The following is a 16,322-nucleotide window of genomic DNA, read 5'->3' on the forward strand; positions in this document are numbered from 1 at the left end:
ACGATGTTCGAAACGGTTCTGGTGGCCAATCGGGGCGAGATCGCCGTCCGGGTCATCCGTACGCTGCGCGCGCTCGGTGTGCGCTCGGTGGCCGTCTTCTCCGACGCCGACGCCGACGCCCGGCACGTCCGGGAGGCCGACACGGCGGTCCGGATCGGACCGGCGCCCGCGGCCGAGAGCTATCTGTCCGTCGAGCGGATCCTGGAGGCCGCCGCCCGCACCGGCGCGCAGGCCGTCCACCCCGGGTACGGCTTCCTGGCGGAGAACGCCGGGTTCGCGCGGGCCTGCGAGGAGGCCGGGCTGGTCTTCATCGGCCCTCCGGCGGACGCGATCTCCCTCATGGGCGACAAGATCCGCGCGAAGGAGACGGTGAAGGCGGCCGGGGTGCCGGTGGTACCCGGCTCCAGTGGCTCCGGGCTCACCGACGCTCAACTCGCCGAAGCGGCCCGCGAGATCGGCATGCCGGTGCTGCTGAAGCCGTCCGCCGGCGGTGGCGGCAAGGGCATGCGGCTGGTGCGGGACGCCGGCCTGATCGACGAGGAGATCGCCGCCGCCCGTCGTGAGGCTCGCGCCTCCTTCGGCGACGACACGCTGCTGGTCGAGCGCTGGGTCGACCGCCCCCGGCACATCGAGATCCAGGTCCTGGCCGACGGGCACGGCAACGTGGTGCACCTCGGCGAGCGCGAGTGCTCCCTCCAGCGCCGCCACCAGAAGATCGTCGAGGAGGCGCCGAGCGTGCTCCTCGACGAGGAGACCCGGGCCGCGATGGGCGAGGCCGCGGTCCAGGCGGCCCGTTCCTGCGGCTACCGGGGCGCGGGCACGGTGGAGTTCATCGTCCCCGGCGGCGACCCGGCGGCGTACTTCTTCATGGAGATGAACACGCGCCTCCAGGTGGAGCACCCGGTCACCGAGCTGATCACGGGGCTCGACCTGGTGGAGTGGCAGCTGCGGGTGGCGGCGGGTGAGCCGCTGGCGTTCGCCCAGGAGGACGTCCGGCTGACCGGTCACGCGATCGAGGCCCGTCTGTGCGCGGAGGACCCGGCACGCGGGTTCCTGCCCTCGGGCGGCACGGTGCTCGCACTGCGCGAGCCGCAGGGCGAGGGCGTACGCACCGACTCCGGGCTCAGCGAGGGCACGGAGGTCGGCAGCCTGTACGACCCGATGCTGTCCAAGGTGATCGCCTACGGCCCGGACCGCGCCACCGCGCTCAGGAAGCTGCGTGCGGCCCTCGCCGGGACGGTCACGCTGGGCGTGCAGACCAACGCCGGGTTCCTGCGCCGGCTGCTGGCCCACCCGGCCGTCGTGGCGGGCGAACTGGACACGGGCCTGGTCGAGCGAGTGGTCGACGAGCTGGTCCCGACGGAGGTGCCGGCGGAGGTGTACGAGGCCGCGGCGCTGCTGCGTCAGGCGGCGCTCGGCCCGGCCCGGGCGACCGGTTGGGTGGACCCGTTCTCCGCCGCGGACGGCTGGCGCCTGGGCGGCGAGCCGGCCTGGACGGTCCACCATCTGCGCGTGCCGGGACACGAGCCGGTCGCCGTACGCGTGCGCCGCACGCCAGACGGCGGAGCCGAGGTGCTGACGGACGGGTCCGGTACACCTCGCCGGGCGTCCGGGGGCCTGCCCCCGCGAGCCGGCACCGACGACCGGTTCACCTTCCAACTGGACGGCGTCGTACACACCTTCGCCACCACGCCGGACGGCACCTGGCTCGGCCGCGACGGCGACGTCTGGCACGTGCGCGACCACGACCCGGTGGCCGCCTCGCTCAGCCGCGCGGCCCACTCCGGCGCCGACTCGCTCACCGCTCCCATGCCGGGCACGGTCACCGTGGTGAAGGTCGCGGTCGGCGACGAGGTGGTGGCGGGCCAGAGCCTGCTGGTGGTCGAGGCGATGAAGATGGAGCACGTCATCTCCGCGCCGCACGCCGGCACCGTCACCGAACTGGACGTCGCACCGGGCGCGACGGTCGCCATGGACCAGGTCCTGGCGGTCATCGCCCCGGCGGAGGAGGAGACGGCATGACCGCCCCGGACGGCATGAGCGCCCCGGAGACCGGCCTCCCGATGGTGGTCACGGCGCCCGACCTGCCCGCGCGGGTCAGGATCCACGAGGTCGGGCCGCGCGACGGACTGCAGAACGAGAAGGCGACCGTACCGACCGACGTCAAGGCGGAGTTCATCCGCCGCCTCGCCGACGCGGGTCTGACGACCGTGGAGGCCACCAGCTTCGTCCACCCGAAGTGGGTTCCCCAACTGGCGGACGCGGAGGCACTGTTCCCGCAGGTCAAGGATCTGAAGGGGGTGCGTCTTCCGGTCCTCGTGCCCAATGCGCGCGGACTGGATCGCGCGCTCGCGCTGGGGGCGGACCGTATCGCCGTCTTCGCCAGCGCCACCGAGTCCTTCGCCAAGGCCAACCTCAACCGCACGGTGGAGGAGTCGCTCGCGGTCTTCGAACCCGTGGTGGCCCGCGCGAAGGAGGAGGGCGCCCATGTCCGCGGCTATGTCTCCATGTGCTTCGGCGATCCCTGGGAGGGCGCCGTCCCGATCCACCAGGTCGTCCATGTGTGCAGGGCACTCCTGGACATGGGCTGCGACGAGCTGAGCCTCGGGGACACGATCGGTGTCGCCACCCCGGGGCACGTCCTGGAGCTGCTGGCCGCGCTCAACGAGCGGCACGTGCCGACCTCCGCGCTCGGCGTGCACTTCCACGACACCTACGGCCAGGCACTCGCCAACACCCTGGCCGCCCTCCAGCACGGCGTCACCACCGTCGACGCCTCCGCGGGCGGTCTCGGTGGGTGTCCGTACGCCAAGTCCGCCACCGGCAACCTCGCCACCGAGGACCTCGTGTGGATGCTCCAGGGTCTCGGCATCGAGACCGGAGTCGACCTCGGCCGCCTCACCGCCACCAGCGCGTGGATGGCCGAACGGCTGGGCCGCCCCAGCCCCTCCCGCACCCTCCGTGCCCTCTCCCACAAGGAGCAGTGATCGACCATGAACCACCGTCTCTCCCCCGAGCTGGAGGAACTCCGCCGTACGGTGGAGCAGTTCGCCCACGACGTCGTCGCCCCGAAGATCGGCGACTTCTACGAGCGGCACGAGTTCCCGTACGAGATCGTGCGGGAGATGGGCCGTATGGGCCTGTTCGGGCTGCCGTTCCCGGAGGAGTACGGCGGCATGGGCGGCGACTACCTGGCGCTGGGCATCGCCCTCGAGGAACTGGCGCGGGTGGACTCGTCGGTCGCCATCACACTGGAGGCCGGGGTCTCGCTCGGCGCCATGCCGATCCACCTCTTCGGCACCGAGGAGCAGAAGCGCGAGTGGCTGCCGCGGCTGTGCTCCGGCGAGATACTCGGCGCCTTCGGCCTCACCGAGCCCGACGGCGGCTCGGACGCGGGCGCGACCCGCACGACGGCCCGGCTCGACCCGGAGACCGACGAGTGGGTGATCAACGGCACCAAGTGCTTCATCACCAACTCGGGCACGGACATCACCGGACTGGTGACGGTGACGGCGGTGACCGGCCGCAAGCCCGACGGGCGCCCGCAGATCTCCGCGATCATCGTCCCCTCCGGCACCCCCGGCTTCACGGTGGCGCCCGCCTACTCGAAGGTCGGCTGGAACGCCTCCGACACCCGTGAGCTGTCCTTCGCCGACGTCCGGGTGCCGGCGGCGAACCTGCTCGGCGAGGAGGGCCGCGGCTACGCGCAGTTCCTGCGCATCCTCGACGAGGGCCGGATCGCCATCGCGGCGCTGGCGACCGGGCTGGCGCAGGGCTGTGTCGACGAGTCGGTGAAGTACGCCAAGGAGCGCCACGCCTTCGGCAAGCCCATCGGCTCCAACCAGGCCATCCAGTTCAAGATCGCCGACATGGAGATGAAGGCCCACACCTCCCGTCTCGCCTGGCGCGACGCGGCCTACCGCCTGGTGGCCGGTGAGCCCTTCAAGAAGGAGGCCGCCCTGGCCAAGCTCTACTCCTCGACGATCGCCGTCGACAACGCCCGCGACGCGACCCAGGTCCACGGCGGCTACGGCTTCATGAACGAGTATCCGGTGGCCCGCATGTGGCGCGACTCCAAGATCCTCGAGATCGGCGAGGGCACGAGCGAGGTGCAGCGGATGCTGATCGCACGGGAGTTGGGGCTGACCGGCTGATCTCCGCGGCTGCCGGGCGGATGGAGCCTCACCGACCCCATCCGCCCGGCAGCCGGCAGACGGACGCACCGCACCAGCCTCAGAACGGCTGGTACAACGTCCTGGAGAACTGCAACAAGCTCAGCCGCGCCGGCTGAGCCCGGAGGTCCCGTGAAGAACGCGCAGCCATGGAAGTCCTTCGTTCCCATGGCGGTCAATCTGCTGCTCGGGATTCCGGCGATCGTGCCGATCTTCCTGGTCTGGTACGTCCTGTCCAACGGCCCGCTGGCCGAGCTGGGCTTGACGATCCAGGACCCGAACGAGGACGACGGGATGCTGCTCTGGCTGGTCATCGTCGTACCCGTGGTGGCCGGCTTCGCGGGGATCTGGACACTGGTCAACATCTGGCTACGGCGCAGGCTGTTCACCGTCCCGCCGCCGTACCCGTACTGGCTGGCGTGCGTGACGGCGACCCTCGCCCCCTGCTTCGTGGGACTCGGGCTCGGCTGAACGGATGCCGTACGGCGTGGCGCGAGCGTGTACGGCACCGCAGGACAGCACAGTCCACGGCTGGGAGGCGGGGCCCGGCAAGGGGGCCGGCGCGCCTGTCGACGTCCTGTCCGGTCAACGCCGGACCGCCACCGATGCGTTGAGCCGCAGGCAGCGCGCCGCCGTCTGAGGCACCGGCCCCCCATTCGGCTGACCCGGAGCCCCGTGAGGCGATCGGCCCGGCCGCGCGTCCATGCCCTCGATCGAGGTAGACGACCGTTGGTCAATCACTAAGGTTAGGCTAACCTGGCTTCGATTTTGTCCGGCGGGCGCTCCGCCCCGTTCGAAAGCAGTCACACCCATGCCCAACGCCCGTGCCACCCTTCTCTCCCGCCGCGGCATCCTCACCGCGGGCGGCGCCCTCGGCCTCGGTGCCGTGCTCGCAGCCTGCGGTGACGGCGACGCGAAAAGCGGCGGTTCGGGTGGCAAGGCGGCCAAGGGCGCGTCCGGCACGTGGTCGTTCAAGGACGACCGCGGGCAGACCGTGAAGGCCGACAAGACCCCCTCGCGCATCGTCGCCTTCGTCGGGGTCGCCGCCGCGCTGCACGACTACGGCGTCCGGGTCGAGGGCGTCTTCGGCCCGACGACGACCAAGGACGGCAAGGCCGATGTGCAGGCCGGCGACATGGACGTCAGCAAGGTGACGGTGCTCGGCAACGAGTGGGGCCAGTTCAACATCGAGAAGTACGCGTCCCTCGCCCCCGACCTGCTCGTCTCCACCATGTTCGACGACGCGGGCACCCTCTGGTACGTCCCGGAGGAGTCGTCGAAGAAGATCCTCGCCGTCGGCGCCCCCACCGTCGGCGTCTCCGTCTACGACCGGCAGCTGACGGAGCCGCTGGAGCGCATGCTCGCGCTGGCCAAGTCGCTCGGCGCCGATGTCACCGGCGACAAGGTGAAGCGGGCCAGGAAGCGGTTCGAGGACGCGGCCGCCCGGCTGCGCGCCGCTGCCCGGGCGAAGCCGGACATCAAGGTACTGGCGGGCTCCGCGAGCCAGGACCTGTTCTATGTCTCCGGCACCAACCTCTCCATCGACCTGGAGTACTTCAAGGCACTCGGCGTGAACTTCGTCGAGCCCCCGGAGAACGCCAAGAAGGAGGGCGGCGGCTGGTACGAGTCCCTGAGCTGGGAAAACGCCGACAAGTACGCGGCGGACATCATCATGATGGACAACCGCACCTCGGCCATCCAGCCCCCCGACATCACCCAGGGCACCTGGAAGAAGCTCCCCGCAGTCAAGGCGCGGCAGGTCATCGCGCGCAACCCCGAGCCGATCCTGTCCTACGACAAGTGCGCCCCGCTGCTCGAGGACCTCGCGAAGGCCATCGAGACGGCGAAGAAGGTCGCCTGACCCGCCCCGCCTCCGCTCCACCACCCCCCACATACAGGCGCCCTGACGCCGACTCAGGAGCATCCATGACGACGGCCGTGGCCGCCCCGTTCCGTTTCTTCTCCCTCCAGGTCGTACGGACAAGGCGGCTCGGCCCGTCTCTCGTCCGGGTCACCTTCGCGGGGCCCGACCTGCACGCCTTCCACTCCGACGGACGCGACCAGTCCCTCTCCCTGTTCCTGCCGCAGCCGGGCCAGACCGAGCCGGTGGTGCCGCTCGAACTCGGCTGGGGGTCCCCCCGCTCGAGCGAAGCCGAGAGTGGGGGAGGCTGGTGGCAGGGCTGGCGCGAACTCCCCGACGACGTAAGGGCGGTGATGCGTTCGTACACCCTGCGGTCGCTGCGCCGCGACCCGGACGAGATCGACATCGACTTCGCCCTGCACGGCCTGGAGCCGGGCGCCGCGGCACCCGCCGGGCCCGCGTCCCGCTGGGCCGCCCGCGCCACGCCCGGCGACCGCGTCCTGCTGCTCGGCCCGGCGGTCGCGGACAACCGGGCGATCCGCTTCCGCCCGCCCGAGGACACCGATCTGGTGGTGATGTGGGGCGACGAGACCGCCGTCCCCGCCGCGACCGCGATCCTGGAGTCCCTGCCGGCCGGCACGCGGGTGCGCGCCTGGCTGGAGGTGGGGCACGCGGGCGACATCCAGGAGGCGGCGACCGACGCCGACGCCGACGTCACCTGGCTGGTGCGCGAACCCGGCCGCCCGGAGGGGTCCCCCATGGCGCTCGACGCGCTGCGCGGCACCCGACTCCCCATCGGCGAGCGGCCGTACGTCTGGCTCGCGGGCGAGTCCGGGTGCGTCCGGGCGCTGCGCCGGCACTTCGTCGGCGAGCGCGGAACCGACCGTCGCCGCGTCACCTTCGTGGGCTACTGGCGGCACGGTCTGAGCGAGGAGCAGTTGCGCACGCAGGAGTGACACCGGTCACGGCGGGGCAACACCGGGCGTAGATCAACTTAGGTTAGGCTAACTTAAGTAAACGCGCGCCGCTTTCCCGTCCCACATGGACCGTCCCCACCCCACCGGAGGACCCCCCACATGCGCTCACACCTGCTCAACGACCAGACCGCGGAGCACTACCGCCGGTCCGTGAAAGAAGGAGTGGAGCGGGTGGCCGCCCGACTGGCCGCCACCGAGCGGCCGTTCACGGGCGTGACCCCCGACGCCCTCGCGCCCCGCATCGAGCGGATCGACCTGGACCGGCCGCTGAACGACACCACGGCGGCCCTCGACGAGCTGGAGGAGGTCTACCTCCAGGACGCCGTCTACTTCCACCACCCCCGCTACCTCGCCCACCTCAACTGCCCCGTCGTCATCCCGGCGGTGCTCGGCGAGGCCGTGCTGTCGGCCGTCAACTCCTCCCTCGACACCTGGGACCAGTCGGCGGGCGGCACCCTGATCGAGCGCAAGCTCATCGACTGGACGGCCGCCCGGATCGGCCTCGGCCCCGGCGCCGACGGCGTGTTCACCTCGGGCGGAACCCAGTCCAACCTCCAGGCGCTGCTGCTGGCCCGCGAGGAGGCCGACGGCACGCCGCTCTCCGAGCTGCGGATCCTCACCTCCGAGGCGAGCCACTTCAGTGTGCGCAAGTCCGCGCAACTGCTCGGTCTCGGAGCCGAGTCGGTGGTCGTCGTCCCGGTCGACCACGACAAGCGCATGCAGACCCTCGCGCTCGCCCACGAGCTGGAGCGCTGCCACCGCGACGGACTGGTCCCGATGGCCGTGGTCGCCACCGCCGGAACCACCGACTTCGGCTCCATCGACCCGCTGCCCGAAATCGCCGAGCTGTGCGACCGGTTCGGCACCTGGCTGCACGTCGACGCGGCCTACGGCTGTGGTCTGCTGGTCTCCCCCACCCGCCGCGAGCTGCTCGACGGCATCGAACGCGCCGACTCGGTCACCATCGACTACCACAAGTCCTTCTTCCAGCCTGTGAGTTCCTCCGCCGTGCTGGTCCGGGACGCCTCGGTCCTGCGGCACGCCACCTATCACGCGGACTACCTCAACCCGCGCCGCGCGGTGACCGAGCGCATCCCCAACCAGGTCGACAAGTCCCTGCAGACCACCCGCCGCTTCGACGCCCTGAAACTGTGGATGACCCTGCGCGTGATGGGCGCCGACGGTATCGGGCAGCTCTTCGACGAGGTGTGCGACCTGGCCGCCGCGGGCTGGAAACTGCTCGCCTCCGACCCGCGGTTCGACGTCGTCGTCGAACCGTCGCTGTCCACCCTGGTCTTCCGCTACGTCCCGGCGGCCGTCACCGACCCGGGCGAGATCGACCGCGCCAACCTCTATGCCCGCAAGGCCCTGTTCGCCTCCGGCGACGCGGCGGTAGCGGGCACCAAGGTCGCCGGCCGCCACTACCTGAAGTTCACCCTGCTCAACCCCGAGACCACGACCGACGACCTCACCGCCGTCCTCGATCTGATCGCCGGCCACGCCGAGCAGTACCTGGGAGAGTCCCTTGACCGCGCGTCCTGAAGCCCCGTACGAGACCCATGACTTCGTGGGCATCGGCCTGGGCCCCTTCAACCTCGGCCTGGCCTGCCTCACCGAGCCGATCGCCGAACTGAACGGCGTCTTCCTGGAGTCCAAGCCCGACTTCGAGTGGCACTCGGGCATGTTTCTCGACGGCGCCCACCTCCAGACCCCGTTCATGTCGGACCTGGTCACCCTGGCCGACCCGACCTCCCCGTTCTCCTTCCTCAACTACCTGAAGGAGAAGGGCCGCCTGTACTCGTTCTACATCCGGGAGAACTTCTACCCGCTGCGCGTCGAGTACGACGACTACTGCCGGTGGGCGGCGTCCCGGCTGAGCAGCGTCCGCTTCGGCACGACGGTCACCGAGGTGACGTACGACGAGGGCGACGAGCTGTACACCGTGCGCACGCACACCGGAGCCGCGTACCGCGCCCGCCGTCTGGTGCTCGGCACGGGCACCCCCGCGTACCTCCCCGACGCCTGCCGGGGCCTGAGCGGCGACTTCCTGCACAACTCCCGCTATCTGGAGCACAAGGCGGAGCTCCAGCGCAGGGAGTCGATCACGCTGGTGGGCAGCGGCCAGTCCGCCGCCGAGATCTACTACGACCTGCTCGGCGAGATCGACGTCCACGGCTACCGGCTGAACTGGGTCACCCGCTCCCCGCGGTTCTTCCCGCTGGAGTACACCAAGCTCACCCTGGAGATGACCTCCCCGGAGTACATCGACTACTACCACGCGCTGCCGGAGCAGACCCGCTACCGCCTCACCGAGCAGCAGAAGGGCCTGTTCAAGGGCATCGACGGCACGCTGATCGACGAGATCTTCGACCTGCTCTACCAGAAGAACCTCTCCGGCCCGGTCCCCACCCGTCTGCTCACCAACTCCGCGCTCACCGGGGCGACTCACCAGGACGGCGCCTACACCCTCACCTTCCACCAGGAGGAGCAGGGGAAGGACTTCGAGCTGCGCACCGAGGGCCTGGTCCTGGCCACCGGCTACCGGTACACCGAACCGGAGTTCCTGAAGCCGATCCGGGACCGGCTGCGCTACGACTCCCACGGCAACCACGACATCGGCCGCAACTACGCCATCGACGTCACCGGCCGGGGCGTCTTCCTCCAGAACGGCGGCGTGCACGCCCACAGCGTCACCAGCCCCGACCTGGGCATGGGCGCGTACCGCAACAGCTGCATCATCCGCGAGCTGCTCGGCACCGAGCACTACCCGGTCGAGAAGTCCATCGCCTTCCAGGAGTTCGCCGCATGACCCTCACGTTCCGTCCGCTCGACCCGCTGAAGGACGCCGAGTTGCTGCACGGCTGGGTCACCCACCCCAAGGCGGCGTTCTGGATGATGCAGGACGCCACGCTCACGGACGTCGAGCGCGCCTACATGGAGATCGCCGCCGACCCCCACCACGACGCCTTCGTCGGCCTGCACGACGGCGAGCCCGCCTTCCTGATGGAGCGGTACGACCCCGCCCACCGCGAGCTGGTGGGGCTGTACGAGCCGGAGCCCGGTGACGTCGGCATGCACTTCCTGGTCGCGCCGACCGACACGCCCGTGCACGGGTTCACCCGGGCCGTGCTCACCGCCGTGATGCGGCACCTGTTCGAGGATCCGGCGACCCGACGGGTCGTGGTGGAGCCCGACGTGCGCAACACGGCCGTGCAGGCGCTGAACTCGGCCGTCGGGTTCGTTCCGGAGCGCGAGGTCGAAAAGCCCGAGAAGACGGCCCTGCTGAGCTTCTGCACCCGGGAGCGGTTCACCGCGGCGACGGGGGTGGCCGCATGACCCTCGCCGACGCCGTGTCCCACCTCTCCCCGGAGCACTGGGAGACCGCCAACCGCCTGCTCATACGCAAGGCGCTCGCCGAGTTCACGCACGAGCGGCTGCTCGCCCCCCGGCCGGACGGCGGCCACTTCGCCGTCGACAGCGACGACGGTCTCACCCGCTACCGCTTCACCGCCGTCCGCCGCGCCCTCGACCACTGGCAGGTGGACCCGGACTCGATCACCCGCCGGCGCGACGGCGTCGAACTTCCCCTAGCCGCAATGGACTTCTTCATCGAGTTCAAGGCGTCGCTGGGGCTGAGCGACGAGATCCTGCCGGTCTACCTGGAGGAGATCTCCTCCACCCTGGCGAGCACCTGCTACAAGCTGGCCAAGCCGCGGGTCACCTCCGCCGAGCTGGCGAAGGGCTCGTTCCAGGACATCGAGAGCGGCATGACCGAGGGCCACCCCTGCTTCGTCGCCAACAACGGGCGGCTCGGCTTCGGGGTCCACGAGTACCTGTCGTACGCCCCCGAGACCGCGAACCCCGTCCGGCTGGTGTGGCTGGCCGCGCACCGCTCACGGGCGGCGTTCACGGCGGGCGTCGGCATCGAGTACGAGGCGTTCCTGCGCGAGGAGCTGGGCGCGGAGACCGTCGAGCGCTTCCACGCCCGGCTCACCGGCCAGGGCCTCGACCCCGCCGACTACCTGCTCATGCCCGTCCACCCCTGGCAGTGGTGGAACAAGCTCACCGTCACCTTCGCCGCCGAGATCGCCCGCAGGCACCTGGTCTGCCTGGGCGAGGGCGACGACGAGTACCTGGCCCAGCAGTCCATCCGGACCTTCTTCAACCGCACGAACCCGCACCGGCACTACGTCAAGACCGCGCTGTCCGTGCTCAACATGGGCTTCATGCGCGGGCTGTCGGCCGCCTACATGGAGGCCACCCCGGCCATCAACGACTGGCTGGCCCAGCTCATCGCCGACGATCCGGTGCTGAAGTCGACCGGTCTGACGATCATCCGCGAGCGGGCGGCCGTCGGCTACCGGCACCTGGAGTACGAGGAGGCCACGGACCGCTACTCGCCGTACCGGAAGATGCTGGCCGCGCTGTGGCGCGAGAGCCCGGTGCCCTCGCTGCGGGACGGCGAGTCCCTGGCCACCATGGCCTCGCTGCTGCACGTCGATCACGAGGGCGCGTCCTTCGCGGGTGCCCTGATCGAGCGCTCCGGACTGTCCCCGCGGCAGTGGCTGCGCGGCTGTCTGCGCGCCTACCTCACCCCTCTCCTGCAGAGCTTCTACGCCTACGACCTGGTGTTCATGCCGCACGGCGAGAACGTGATCCTGGTGCTGGAGGACGGCGAGGTGCGGCGGGCGGTCTTCAAGGACATCGCCGAGGAGATCGCGGTCCTCGACCCGGACGCCGCGCTGCCGCCCGAGGTGCGGCGGATCCGGGTGGAGGTCCCGGACGAGCAGAAGCTGCTGTCCCTGTTCACGGACGTCTTCGACTGCTTCTTCCGCTTCCTGGCCGCGACTCTCGCCACCGAGGGGATCCTGGAGGAGGACGACTTCTGGCAGGCGGTGGCCGAGGCGGTCCGCGAGTACCAGGAGTCGGTGCCCGGACTCGCCTGGAAGTTCGCGCGGTACGACCTGTTCGCCCCCGAGTTCGCGCTGTCCTGCCTCAACCGGCTCCAACTGCGCGACAACCGGCAGATGGTGGACCTCGCGGACCCCTCCGGGGCGCTCCAGCTCGTCGGAACCCTGCGCAATCCCCTCGCGGGGCGCTGAGTTCCGGCCCGGACGGACGGGCACCCCGGAGTACGGTCCTCCGGGGTGCCCGTCGCGTGTGTTCCCGTCGCGTGTGTTCCTGGCGCTGTTCCCGCCGCTGTCCTTACCGCGCCGGCCAGGGCACCTGCGGGGAGCGGTAGTAGCCGATCCCGAGCGCGTCCCAGCGCGGCGCCTGGGCCGCCAGACGCGTCCTGTAGGTGTCCCAGTCGTGCGTGGCCGCGGGCGACCAGCCGAGTTCGGCGACGCCGGGCAGCCGGGGGAAGGCCATGGCGTCGATGTCGGCGGAGGTGGACAGGGTCTCCGACCACAGCGGCGCCTCGACACCGCGGATCGCGGAGGCGGGCGCGCCCGGCACGTAGCTGCCCGGGTCCCAGTCGTAGGACCGCCGCACCTCGACATAGCCGGCCCAGGCCAGTCCGAGCGGGGTGTCCTTGGTGTACTTCATGTCCAGGTACACCCGGTCGGCCGGGGACAGGATCAGCCCGGTGCCGTTCTGCGCGGCCCGGGCGACCTGGGCCTTCTCCGCCGCGCTGGTGGAGTCCAGGCCCCAGTACTGGGCGAGCGCGTCCTTGGCCGGGGTGGCGCCGGTCAGCTGATGCCAGCCGATCACCGTCTTGCCGTACTTGGCGACGACGGGTTGCACCCGGTCCATGAACTTCACGTAGTCGTCGTGGCTGGTGGAGTGCGCCTCGTCACCGCCGATGTGCAGGTAACGGCCGGGGGTGAGGGCGGCGAGCTCGCGGACGACGTCGTCCACGAAGTCGTAGGTGATCTCCTTGGACACGCACAGCGAGCTGAACCCGACCTCGGTGCCGGTGTACAGCGGGGGAGCCTTGCCGTCGCAGTTCAGCTCCGCGTAGGAGGAGAGGGCCGCGTTGGTGTGGCCGGGCATGTCGATCTCGGGGACGACCTCCAGATGGCGGGAGGCGGCGTAGCGGACGATCTCCCGGTAGTCGGCCTTGGTGTAGTGGCCGCCCGTGCCGCCGCCGACCTGCGTCGAGCCGCCGTGGGCCGCCAGGCGCGGCCAGGAGTCGACGGCGATGCGCCAGCCCTGGTCGTCACTCAGGTGCAGATGCAGCTCGTTGATCTTGTAGAGGGCGAGTTCGTCGATGTAGCGCTTGACCTGCGCGACGGTGAAGAAGTGCCGGGAGACGTCGAGCATGGCGCCCCGGTAGGCGTAGCGCGGGCTGTCCTGGATGGTGCCGCCGGCGACCAGCCACGGGCCCGGCTGCACGGACTTCTTCTCGACGGCGGCGGGCAGCAGCTGCCGCAGGGTCTGCACTCCGTGGAAGAGGCCGGCCGGCTCCCCCGCGGTGATCGTCACTCCGCTCGCCGCGCTGTCCAGCCGGTAGCCCTCGGCGCCGTACGCCCCCTTGGCCAGCCGCAGGCGGATGCCGCCCTTGCCCTGGGTGGTCAGCGGCAGGCGGTAGCCGGTGGAGGGCCGCAGGACGTCCGCGAGGTACTCGCCCACCCGGCGCGCCTCCGGGGAGCCGTCGACGCGGATGTGGGTGCCCGCCGTGACGCGGTACGGGTTTCCGCCCGCCTGGACGGAGGCCGGGGCCGGGACCACCTGGCCCAGCGGTGTCGCGGCCGGCGCGGGCGCAGCCCCACCGGCGGGCGCCGCGCCCACGGCGAAGGCCCCGGCCGCGGCCACGAGCAGCAGCGAACCCAGGGCCCGGCTGGTCCTGGGCATCCTCCGGATTCCGCGGGGAGTCGTGCTGTGGTGCCGTCTCACATGCGCGCCCTTCGTTCGGCTCGGGGACTCCACGGAGCCCCGACGGTATAGACCACTCTCCCGCAGATGCGGCGAAACAATCTCCCGATGACGGAAATCATCCAGAGCGACGGCAGGCGAGTCCTGGACGACGGCGCCCGGGGCCCGCACACTCACGCTCGCCGGCATCGTCGCGGGCCTCCCCGAACGGCCCCACCGACACTCTCCTGCCCGAAATCGGGCAGGTTTCTTGCGAAAGCCCGCCCCTTACTCCAGAATCCACCGGGTGCACGACGAACTTGTTGATCATCTGACGCGGTCCACGCCCCTGAACCGGGGCGAGGCACTCCGGGTGGTCCAGGACGTGCTCGCCTACTTCGACGAGACGACCGAGGGGTTCGTCCGTCGCCGCCACCGCGAACTCCAGGCCCAGGGCCTGGTGAACGCGGAGATCTTCGAACGGATCGGGGCGGACCTGCAGTACCGCGCGGTGGCACCGCCGGAACTCTCCCTCCGGCAGCTGCGCCGGATCGTCTACGGCTGAGGGGTACCTGTACATGTGCGGAATCGTCGGATACATCGGCAAGCGTGACGTCGCTCCCCTGCTCCTGGAAGGCCTTCAGCGTCTGGAGTACCGCGGCTACGACTCCGCGGGCATCGCCGTCACCTCGCCGAAGACGGCGGGTCTGAAGATGGTCAAGGCCAAGGGCCGGGTCCGCGACCTGGAGGCCAAGGTGCCGGCGCGCTTCAAGGGCACCACGGGCATCGCCCACACCCGCTGGGCCACCCACGGCGCCCCCTCCGACGTGAACGCCCACCCGCACATGTCGGCCGACAACAAGGTCGCCCTCGTGCACAACGGCATCATCGACAACGCCTCCGACCTGCGCCGCAAGCTTCAGGCGGACGGCGTGGAGTTCCTCTCCGAGACCGACACCGAGGTGCTCACCCACCTCATCGCCCGCTCCGAGGCGGAGACGCTGGAGGAGAAGGTCCGCGCCGCCGTCCGCATGGTCGAGGGCACCTACGGCATCGCCGTCCTGCACGCCGATTTCCCCGACCGCATCGTGGTGGCCCGCAACGGCTCGCCGGTCGTGCTCGGCATCGGCGAGAAGGAGATGTTCGTCGCCTCCGACATCGCCGCGCTGGTCACCCACACCCGGCAGATCGTCACCCTCGACGACGGCGAGATGGCCACCCTCAAGGCCGACGACTTCCGTACGTACACCACCGAGGGCACCCGCACCACCGCCGAGCCGACCACCGTGGAGTGGGAGGCGGCCTCCTACGACATGGGCGGCCACGACACCTACATGCACAAGGAGATCCACGAGCAGGCCGAGGCCGTGGACCGGGTGCTGCGCGGCCGGATCGACGACCGGTTCGCCACGGTGCACCTCGGCGGCATCAACCTCGACGCCCGCGAGGCGCGCGCGGTGCGCCGGGTGAAGATCCTCGGCTGCGGCACCTCCTACCACGCCGGCATGATCGGCGCCCAGATGATCGAGGAGCTGGCCCGCATCCCCGCCGACGCCGAGCCGGCCTCCGAGTTCCGCTACCGCAACGCGGTGGTCGACCCCGACACGCTGTACATCGCGGTCTCCCAGTCCGGTGAGACGTACGACGTGCTGGCGGCCGTGCAGGAGCTCAAGCGCAAGGGCGCGCGGGTGCTCGGCGTCGTCAACGTGGTGGGCTCCGCCATCGCCCGCGAGGCGGACGGCGGCATCTACGTCCACGCCGGGCCCGAGGTCTGCGTGGTGTCCACCAAGTGCTTCACCAACACCTGCGTCGCCTTCGCGCTGCTCGCCCTGCACCTGGGCCGCATCCGCGACCTGTCGGTGCGCGACGGCAAGCGGATCATCGAGGGACTGCGCAAGCTGCCTGAGCAGATCTCCGAGATCATGAAGCAGGAGGAGGAGATCGAGCGGCTGGCCCGGGACTACGCCGACGCGCGCTCGATGCTCTTCATCGGCCGGGTCCGGGGCTACCCGGTGGCCCGTGAGGCCTCCCTGAAGCTGAAGGAAGTCTCCTACATCCACGCCGAGGCCTACCCGGCCTCCGAGCTCAAGCACGGCCCGCTGGCCCTGATCGAGCCCGCCCTGCCGACGGTGGCGATCGTGCCGGACGACGACCTGCTGGAGAAGAACCGCGCGGCCATGGAGGAGATCAAGGCCCGCAGCGGCAGGATCCTCGCCGTCGCCCACCAGGAGCAGGAGAAGGCCGACCAGACGATCGTCGTGCCCAAGAACGAGGACGAGCTCGACCCCATCCTCATGGGCATCCCCCTCCAACTCCTCGCCTACCACACGGCCCTGGCCCTGGGCCGTGACATCGACAAGCCCAGGAACCTCGCCAAGTCGGTGACGGTGGAGTAGCAGCCCCCTGTAGGTCGCCTCGCAGGGGCGCACCGAAGGGGCGCGGGGCTGCATCGACATGCGGCTCCGCCGCGTGGGCGCGACCAGCCCCCACGCACCCGCACGGGCAGAACAAACAGAC

The 16,322-nt window shown here is 70.7% G+C and carries 13 protein-coding genes; 12 read left to right on the top strand and 1 reads right to left on the bottom strand.

The window, feature by feature from the left end; genetic code table 11:
- Positions 1 to 3: 3 nt before the first annotated feature.
- From OIE49_RS13550 to OIE49_RS13595, 10 genes are all read left to right on the top strand, one after another.
- Positions 4 to 2,022 (top strand): acetyl/propionyl/methylcrotonyl-CoA carboxylase subunit alpha, encoded by a 2,019-nt coding sequence (locus OIE49_RS13550; protein ID WP_326806220.1) that lies wholly within the window; start codon positions 4 to 6, stop codon positions 2,020 to 2,022.
- Positions 2,023 to 2,036: 14 nt separating this feature from the next.
- Entirely contained in the window at positions 2,037 to 2,987 is a 951-nt protein-coding gene (locus OIE49_RS13555; RefSeq protein WP_326806221.1) for a hydroxymethylglutaryl-CoA lyase, read from the top strand.
- Positions 2,988 to 2,993: 6 nt separating this feature from the next.
- Complete coding sequence (locus OIE49_RS13560) at positions 2,994 to 4,154, top strand: acyl-CoA dehydrogenase family protein (protein WP_326802540.1); 1,161 nt, start codon at positions 2,994 to 2,996, stop codon at positions 4,152 to 4,154.
- A 150-nt stretch (positions 4,155 to 4,304) separates the two neighbouring features.
- Entirely contained in the window at positions 4,305 to 4,643 is a 339-nt protein-coding gene (locus OIE49_RS13565; RefSeq protein ID WP_326802541.1) for a hypothetical protein, read from the top strand.
- Positions 4,644 to 4,983: 340 nt separating this feature from the next.
- Complete coding sequence (locus OIE49_RS13570; RefSeq protein WP_326802542.1) at positions 4,984 to 6,033, top strand: ABC transporter substrate-binding protein; 1,050 nt, start codon at positions 4,984 to 4,986, stop codon at positions 6,031 to 6,033.
- A gap of 65 nt (positions 6,034 to 6,098) precedes the next feature.
- Complete coding sequence (locus tag OIE49_RS13575) at positions 6,099 to 6,989, top strand: siderophore-interacting protein (RefSeq protein WP_326802543.1); 891 nt, start codon at positions 6,099 to 6,101, stop codon at positions 6,987 to 6,989.
- A 120-nt stretch (positions 6,990 to 7,109) separates the two neighbouring features.
- Positions 7,110 to 8,552 (top strand): lysine decarboxylase DesA, encoded by a 1,443-nt coding sequence (desA, locus tag OIE49_RS13580; RefSeq protein ID WP_326802544.1) that lies wholly within the window; start codon positions 7,110 to 7,112, stop codon positions 8,550 to 8,552.
- A complete protein-coding gene (locus OIE49_RS13585) occupies positions 8,536 to 9,819 on the top strand; it encodes a lysine N(6)-hydroxylase/L-ornithine N(5)-oxygenase family protein (protein ID WP_326802545.1) in 1,284 nt (427 codons plus the stop codon). Before desA ends, OIE49_RS13585 begins: the two co-directional genes overlap by 17 nt.
- Entirely contained in the window at positions 9,816 to 10,346 is a 531-nt protein-coding gene (locus OIE49_RS13590; RefSeq protein WP_326802546.1) for a GNAT family N-acetyltransferase, read from the top strand. Before OIE49_RS13585 ends, OIE49_RS13590 begins: the two co-directional genes overlap by 4 nt.
- Positions 10,343 to 12,112, top strand: a complete 1,770-nt coding sequence (locus tag OIE49_RS13595) for an IucA/IucC family protein (protein ID WP_326802547.1) — start codon at positions 10,343 to 10,345, stop codon at positions 12,110 to 12,112. The genes OIE49_RS13590 and OIE49_RS13595 overlap by 4 nt, the downstream gene beginning before the upstream one ends.
- A gap of 103 nt (positions 12,113 to 12,215) precedes the next feature.
- On the opposite strand, the gene OIE49_RS13600 is transcribed toward OIE49_RS13595, so the two are convergent.
- Positions 12,216 to 13,805, bottom strand: a complete 1,590-nt coding sequence (locus OIE49_RS13600; protein ID WP_401737785.1) for a beta-N-acetylhexosaminidase — start codon at positions 13,803 to 13,805, stop codon at positions 12,216 to 12,218.
- A 307-nt stretch (positions 13,806 to 14,112) separates the two neighbouring features.
- Between OIE49_RS13600 and OIE49_RS13605 the strand changes: the two genes are divergently transcribed.
- Both OIE49_RS13605 and glmS read left to right on the top strand, forming a co-directional pair.
- The gene (locus OIE49_RS13605) at positions 14,113 to 14,370 is read left to right on the top strand and encodes a hypothetical protein (protein ID WP_100569203.1); all 258 of its coding nucleotides are present in this window, start codon (positions 14,113 to 14,115) and stop codon (positions 14,368 to 14,370) included.
- 13 nt (positions 14,371 to 14,383) lie between these two features.
- Positions 14,384 to 16,201, top strand: a complete 1,818-nt coding sequence (glmS, locus tag OIE49_RS13610) for a glutamine--fructose-6-phosphate transaminase (isomerizing) (RefSeq protein WP_326802548.1) — start codon at positions 14,384 to 14,386, stop codon at positions 16,199 to 16,201.
- The last annotated feature ends 121 nt before the right edge of the window (positions 16,202 to 16,322 follow it).

The organism is Streptomyces sp. NBC_01788, assembly GCF_035917575.1.
Taxonomy (GTDB): Bacteria; Actinomycetota; Actinomycetes; order Streptomycetales; family Streptomycetaceae; genus Streptomyces.

Excerpts from the sequence above, each read along its gene's own strand:
- OIE49_RS13575 (WP_326802543.1), top strand. The coding sequence starts at position 6,099 with ATGACGACGGCCGTGGCCGCCCCGTTCCGTTTCTTCTCCCTCCAGGTC.
- glmS (WP_326802548.1), top strand. The coding sequence starts at position 14,384 with ATGTGCGGAATCGTCGGATACATCGGCAAGCGTGACGTCGCTCCCCTG.
- OIE49_RS13570 (WP_326802542.1), top strand. The coding sequence starts at position 4,984 with ATGCCCAACGCCCGTGCCACCCTTCTCTCCCGCCGCGGCATCCTCACC.
- desA (WP_326802544.1), top strand. The coding sequence starts at position 7,110 with ATGCGCTCACACCTGCTCAACGACCAGACCGCGGAGCACTACCGCCGG.
- OIE49_RS13595 (WP_326802547.1), top strand. The coding sequence starts at position 10,343 with ATGACCCTCGCCGACGCCGTGTCCCACCTCTCCCCGGAGCACTGGGAG.
- OIE49_RS13550 (WP_326806220.1), top strand. The coding sequence starts at position 4 with ATGTTCGAAACGGTTCTGGTGGCCAATCGGGGCGAGATCGCCGTCCGG.
- OIE49_RS13560 (WP_326802540.1), top strand. The coding sequence starts at position 2,994 with ATGAACCACCGTCTCTCCCCCGAGCTGGAGGAACTCCGCCGTACGGTG.
- OIE49_RS13555 (WP_326806221.1), top strand. The coding sequence starts at position 2,037 with ATGAGCGCCCCGGAGACCGGCCTCCCGATGGTGGTCACGGCGCCCGAC.
- OIE49_RS13590 (WP_326802546.1), top strand. The coding sequence starts at position 9,816 with ATGACCCTCACGTTCCGTCCGCTCGACCCGCTGAAGGACGCCGAGTTG.
- OIE49_RS13600 (WP_401737785.1), bottom strand. The coding sequence starts at position 13,805 with ATGCCCAGGACCAGCCGGGCCCTGGGTTCGCTGCTGCTCGTGGCCGCG.